This is a genomic window from Pseudomonas sp. PWP3-1b2, from assembly GCF_049896045.1.
GTDB lineage: Bacteria > Pseudomonadota > Gammaproteobacteria > Pseudomonadales > Pseudomonadaceae > Aquipseudomonas > Aquipseudomonas antarctica_B.
Genome location: NZ_JAFCTN010000029.1, coordinates 75254 through 80885, shown reverse-complemented (window position 1 = coordinate 80885; position 5632 = coordinate 75254). Strand labels below are relative to the sequence as shown.

The window sequence follows — 5632 nt, the reverse complement described above, 5'->3', positions numbered from 1 at the left end:
TACCTGCACGACCCTAACGCTGTGCCAGAAGAATGGCGCACCAAATTTCAGACGTTGTCTTCAGACGGCAACGCTGCCACCGATGTATCGCACGCAACAATTCGCGATCAATTTGTGCTGCTGGCAAAGAACCAGCGCCGCGCCCAACCGGTTTCCGCCGGCAGCGTGAGCAGTGAGCACGAGAAGAAGCAAGTTGAAGTATTGCGACTGATCCAGGCCTACCGTATGCGTGGCCACCAGGCGGCCCAGCTTGACCCGCTGGGGCTCTGGAAGCGTCCTGCACCTGCAGACCTGTCGATCAATCATTACGGCTTGACCAATGCCGATCTTGATACGACCTTCCGTGCCGGCGACCTGTTCATCGGCAAAGAGGAAGCGAGCCTACGCGAAATTCACGAAGCGTTGCAGCAGACATATTGCCGCACCATCGGCGCTGAATTTACGCACATCACCGATTCCGAGCAGCGCCACTGGTTCCAGCATCGCCTGGAAGGCGTGCGTGGCCGTCCGGTGCTGTCCGCCGATGTGCGCAGCCACCTGCTTGAGCGCGTGACTGCAGCTGAAGGTCTCGAAAAATACCTGGGTACCAAATACCCGGGCACCAAGCGTTTCGGCCTGGAAGGCGGCGAAAGCCTGATTCCAATGCTCGACGAGCTGATCCAGCGTTCCGGTTCCTATGGCACCAAGGAAATCGTGATCGGCATGGCTCACCGTGGTCGCCTGAACGTGTTGGTCAACACCTTCGGCAAGAACCCGCGCGAGCTGTTCGACGAGTTCGAAGGCAAGAAGAAGGTCGAGCTGGGCTCCGGTGACGTTAAATACCACCAGGGCTTCTCGTCCAACGTGATGACCACCGGCGGTGAAGTTCACCTGGCCATGGCCTTCAACCCATCCCACCTGGAAATCGTTTCTCCAGTGGTCGAGGGTTCGGTGCGTGCTCGTCAGGATCGTCGCAACGATTCAACCGGTGAGAAAGTCCTGCCAATTTCCATCCACGGTGACGCGGCATTCGCCGGTCAGGGCGTGGTCCTGGAAACGTTCCAGATGTCGCAGACTCGCGGCTTCAAGACTGGCGGTACGGTTCACATCGTCATCAACAACCAGGTGGGCTTCACCATCAGCAACCCGTTGGACGCGCGCTCCACCGAGTACGCCACCGACGTTGCCAAGATGATCCAGGCGCCGATCCTCCATGTGAATGGTGATGATCCGGAAGCCGTGTTGTTCGTCACCCAGCTCGCCATCGATTACCGCATGCAGTTCAAGCGTGACGTGGTTATCGACCTGGTTTGCTACCGTCGTCGTGGTCACAACGAAGCGGATGAGCCTAGCGGCACCCAACCGTTGATGTACCAGCAAATCACCAAGCAGCGCACCACCCGTGAGCTGTACGCCGATAGCCTGATCAAGGCCGGTGTGGTGGACGATGCGCGTGTTCAGGCGAAGATCGATGAATACCGCAACGCGCTGGATAACGGCCTGCACGTAGTGAAAAGCCTGGTTAAAGAGCCGAACAAAGAGCTGTTCGTTGACTGGCGTCCGTACCTGGGCCACGCCTGGACTGCGCGTCACGACACCACGTTCGACCTGAAAACCCTGCAAGAGCTGTCTGCCAAGCTGCTGGAAATTCCGGATGGCTTCGTCGTACAGCGCCAGGTTGCGAAGATCTACGAAGACCGTCAGAAGATGCAAGCCGGCGGCCTGCCGATCAACTGGGGTTACGCTGAAACCATGGCGTACGCGACCCTGGCGTTCGAAGGTCACCCGATCCGCATGACCGGCCAGGACATCGGCCGCGGTACGTTCTCGCACCGTCACGCGGTACTGCACAACCAGAAAGACGCGGGCACCTACATCCCGTTGCAGAACCTGTACGAAGGCCAGCCACGTTTCGATCTGTACGATTCGTTCCTGTCCGAAGAAGCCGTACTGGCGTTCGAATACGGCTACTCCACCACCACGCCGCAGGCGCTGGTGATCTGGGAAGCCCAGTTCGGCGACTTCGCCAACGGTGCCCAGGTGGTTATCGACCAGTTCATCACCAGCGGCGAGCACAAGTGGGGCCGTCTGTGCGGTCTGACCATGTTGCTGCCACACGGTTATGAAGGTCAGGGTCCGGAGCACTCTTCGGCCCGTCTGGAGCGTTACCTGCAACTGTGCGCCGAGCACAACATTCAGGTGTGCGTGCCGACTACCCCGGCCCAGATCTACCACTTGCTGCGTCGCCAGGTGATCCGCCCGCTGCGCAAGCCGCTGGTAGTGCTGACGCCGAAGTCGTTGCTGCGTCACAAACTGGCCATCTCGACCCTGGAAGATCTGGCCGACGGTTCGTTCCAGACCGTTATTCCAGAAATCGACACGCTGGACGCCGCCAAGGTCACTCGCCTGATCCTGTGCAGCGGCAAGGTTTACTACGACTTGCTGGAAAAACGCCGTGCCGAAGGCCGCGAAGACATCGCCATCGTGCGTATCGAGCAGCTTTACCCGTTCCCGGAAGACGACCTGATGGAGGCCATCGCGCCTTACACCAACCTCACGAATGCCGTGTGGTGTCAGGAAGAACCGATGAACCAGGGCGCTTGGTACAGCAGCCAGCATCATTTGCGTCGCAGCATCGGCAACCACAAATCAGGCTTGGGCCTGGAGTACGCCGGTCGTGATGCTTCTGCTGCACCTGCGTGTGGTTATGCGTCGATGCACGCCGAACAGCAGGAAAAACTGCTGAAAGATGCTTTCACTGTTTAACGCCTTCGCGCTGACTGAAACCGAATTTTAAGGACCCACAGATAATGGCTATCGAAATCAAAGCCCCGTCATTCCCGGAATCGGTTGCCGATGGCACCGTTGCCACCTGGCACAAGAAACCAGGCGAGGCCGTCAAGCGTGACGACCTGATCGTCGACATCGAGACCGACAAAGTCGTTCTGGAAGTGTTGGCCGAAGCCGACGGCGTGCTGGGCGCGATCGTTGCTGAAGAGGGCGCCACCGTCCTGTCGAACCAGGTACTGGGCTCGATCGAAGAGGGCGGCGCTGCTGGCGCTGCACCTGCCGCTGCTGCTCCGGCTGCCGCTGCTGCACCTGCCGCCGCTCCGGCTGCTGGCGCTGAAGACCCAATCGCTGCACCGGCTGCCCGCCAGCTGGCTGAAGAAAACGGCATCAACCTGGCGTCCATCAAGGGCACCGGCAAAGATGGCCGTGTGACCAAGGAAGACGTGGTTGCTGCGGTTGAAGCCAAGAAAAACGCTCCAGCTGCCGCACCTGCCAAGGCTGCTGCTCCGGCTGCCGCTGCGCCTGTGTTCGCTGCTGGCGACCGCACCGAGAAGCGCGTACCGATGACCCGCGTACGTGCCACCGTGGCCAAGCGTCTGGTTGAAGCACAGTCGAACATGGCCATGCTGACCACGTTCAACGAAGTCGACATGACCGAAGTCATGGCCCTGCGTTCGAAGTACAAGGACCTGTTCGAGAAGTCCCACAACGGCGTACGCCTGGGCTTCATGTCGTTCTTCGTGAAAGCGGCTACCGAAGCGCTGAAACGCTACCCGGCAGTCAACGCTTCGATCGACGGTACCGACATCGTTTACCACGGCTATGCCGACATCGGCGTTGCCGTGTCCAGCGACCGTGGCCTGGTGGTACCGGTGCTGCGTAACGCCGAGCTGATGAGCCTGGCTGAAATCGAAGGCGGCATTGCTGGCTTCGGCAAGAAAGCCCGTGACGGCAAGCTGACCATCGACGAAATGACCGGCGGTACGTTCACCATCACTAACGGTGGTACCTTCGGTTCGATGATGTCGACGCCGATCGTTAACCCGCCGCAAGCTGCGATCCTGGGCATGCACAACATTCTGCAGCGTCCTATGGCAATCAACGGCCAAGTCGTGATCCGCCCGATGATGTACCTGGCGCTGTCGTATGATCACCGCCTGATCGATGGTAAGGAAGCCGTGACTTTCCTGGTGACCATCAAGAACCTGCTGGAAGACCCGGCTCGTCTGCTGCTGGATATCTGATTGAAGCAGCTTCAGGTTGCGAGCTACAAGCTGTAAGAAAAAGCAGCTTGGCTTGCGGCCTGGAGCTAGAAGCTTGTCGCAAATAGAGGATCTATTTTCATGACACAGAAATTTGACGTCGTAGTGATTGGTGCAGGTCCTGGCGGCTATGTTGCTGCCATCAAGGCCGCACAACTGGGCCTCTCGACTGCTTGCATCGAAAAGTACACCGACAAGGAAGGCAAACTGGCACTGGGCGGTACTTGCCTGAACGTTGGTTGCATTCCTTCCAAGGCGCTGCTGGACAGCTCCTGGAAATTCCACGAAGCCCAGGACGGTTTCGCGATCCACGGCATCAACCATGCTGGCGTGACCATGGACGTACCTGCAATGGTCGGCCGTAAAGCCAACATCGTTAAAGGCCTGACTTCCGGCGTTGCGACCTTGTTCAAGGCCAACGGCGTGACTTCCCTGCAAGGCCACGGCAAGTTGCTGGCTGGCAAGAAAGTTGAAATCACCAAGCCAGACGGTTCGACTGAAATTATCGAAGCCGAAAACGTGATCCTGGCACCAGGTTCGCGTCCAATCGACATTCCGCCTGCTCCTGTTGACCAGAATGTGATCGTCGATTCGACCGGCGCCCTGGAATTCCAGGCTGTTCCCAAGCGTCTGGGCGTGATCGGCGCTGGCGTGATCGGCCTGGAACTGGGTTCGGTATGGTCCCGTCTGGGTGCTGAAGTGACTGTGCTGGAAGCCCTGGACACGTTCCTGCTGGCTGCCGACACCGCAGTCTCCAAGGAAGCGCTGAAAACCCTGACCAAACAAGGTCTGGACATCAAGCTGGGCGCTCGTGTTACCGGTTCCAAGGTCAACGGCGAAGAAGTCGTTGTGACCTACACCGATAAGGAAGGCGAGCAGACCATCACGTTCGACAAGCTGATCGTAGCCGTGGGTCGCCGTCCGGTGACCACCGACCTGCTGGCTTCCGACAGCGGCGTGAACATCGACGAGCGTGGTTTCATCCACGTTGACGATCACTGCGCTACCACCGTGCCAGGCGTTTACGCTATTGGTGACGTGGTTCGCGGCATGATGCTGGCGCACAAGGCTTCCGAAGAAGGCATCATGGTTGTCGAGCGCATCAAGGGTCACAAAACCCAGATGAACTACGACCTGATCCCGTCTGTTATCTACACTCACCCGGAAATTGCGTGGGTCGGCAAGAACGAACAGCAGTTGAAAGCTGAAGGCGTTGAAGTTAACGTCGGCACCTTCCCGTTTGCTGCATCTGGCCGTGCCATGGCAGCCAACGACACCGGTGGTTTTGTTAAAGTCATCGCTGACGCCAAGACTGACCGCGTATTGGGCGTCCACGTGATTGGCCCGAGCGCTGCAGAACTGGTTCAGCAAGGCGCGATCGGTATGGAATTCGGCACCAGTGCCGAAGACCTGGGCATGATGGTCTTCTCCCATCCGACCCTGTCCGAAGCGTTGCACGAAGCAGCGTTGGCTGTGAATGGCGGCGCCATCCACATCGCCAACCGCAAGAAGCGCTAAGCGAGATAATAAGAAACCACGGCGGAGTTGCCCGTCGTGAGCCTTGCGCGCAAGACTCACCGCGGAATATCCGCTGGACGCAG

3 protein-coding genes are annotated in these 5632 nt (G+C 58.8%); all 3 read left to right on the top strand.

Annotated features, from left to right (window positions below; translation table 11 throughout):
* Positions 1-2745: 2-oxoglutarate dehydrogenase E1 component (locus ACP7A2_RS18855; protein ID WP_426135416.1), on the top strand; the 2745-nt coding region annotated here is incomplete at its 5' end.
* A gap of 44 nt (positions 2746-2789) precedes the next feature.
* Positions 2790-4013: a 2-oxoglutarate dehydrogenase complex dihydrolipoyllysine-residue succinyltransferase gene (gene odhB, locus ACP7A2_RS18850; protein WP_426135415.1), complete on the top strand. Its 1224-nt coding sequence runs from the start codon at positions 2790-2792 to the stop codon at positions 4011-4013.
* Between the two features lie 99 nt (positions 4014-4112).
* A complete protein-coding gene (lpdA, locus tag ACP7A2_RS18845) occupies positions 4113-5549 on the top strand; it encodes a dihydrolipoyl dehydrogenase (RefSeq protein ID WP_426135414.1) in 1437 nt (478 codons plus the stop codon).
* The last annotated feature ends 83 nt before the right edge of the window (positions 5550-5632 follow it).

Coding starts and splice junctions, on each gene's coding strand:
- odhB (WP_426135415.1), top strand. CDS start 2,790: ATGGCTATCGAAATCAAAGCCCCGTCATTCCCGGAATCGGTTGCCGAT.
- lpdA (WP_426135414.1), top strand. CDS start 4,113: ATGACACAGAAATTTGACGTCGTAGTGATTGGTGCAGGTCCTGGCGGC.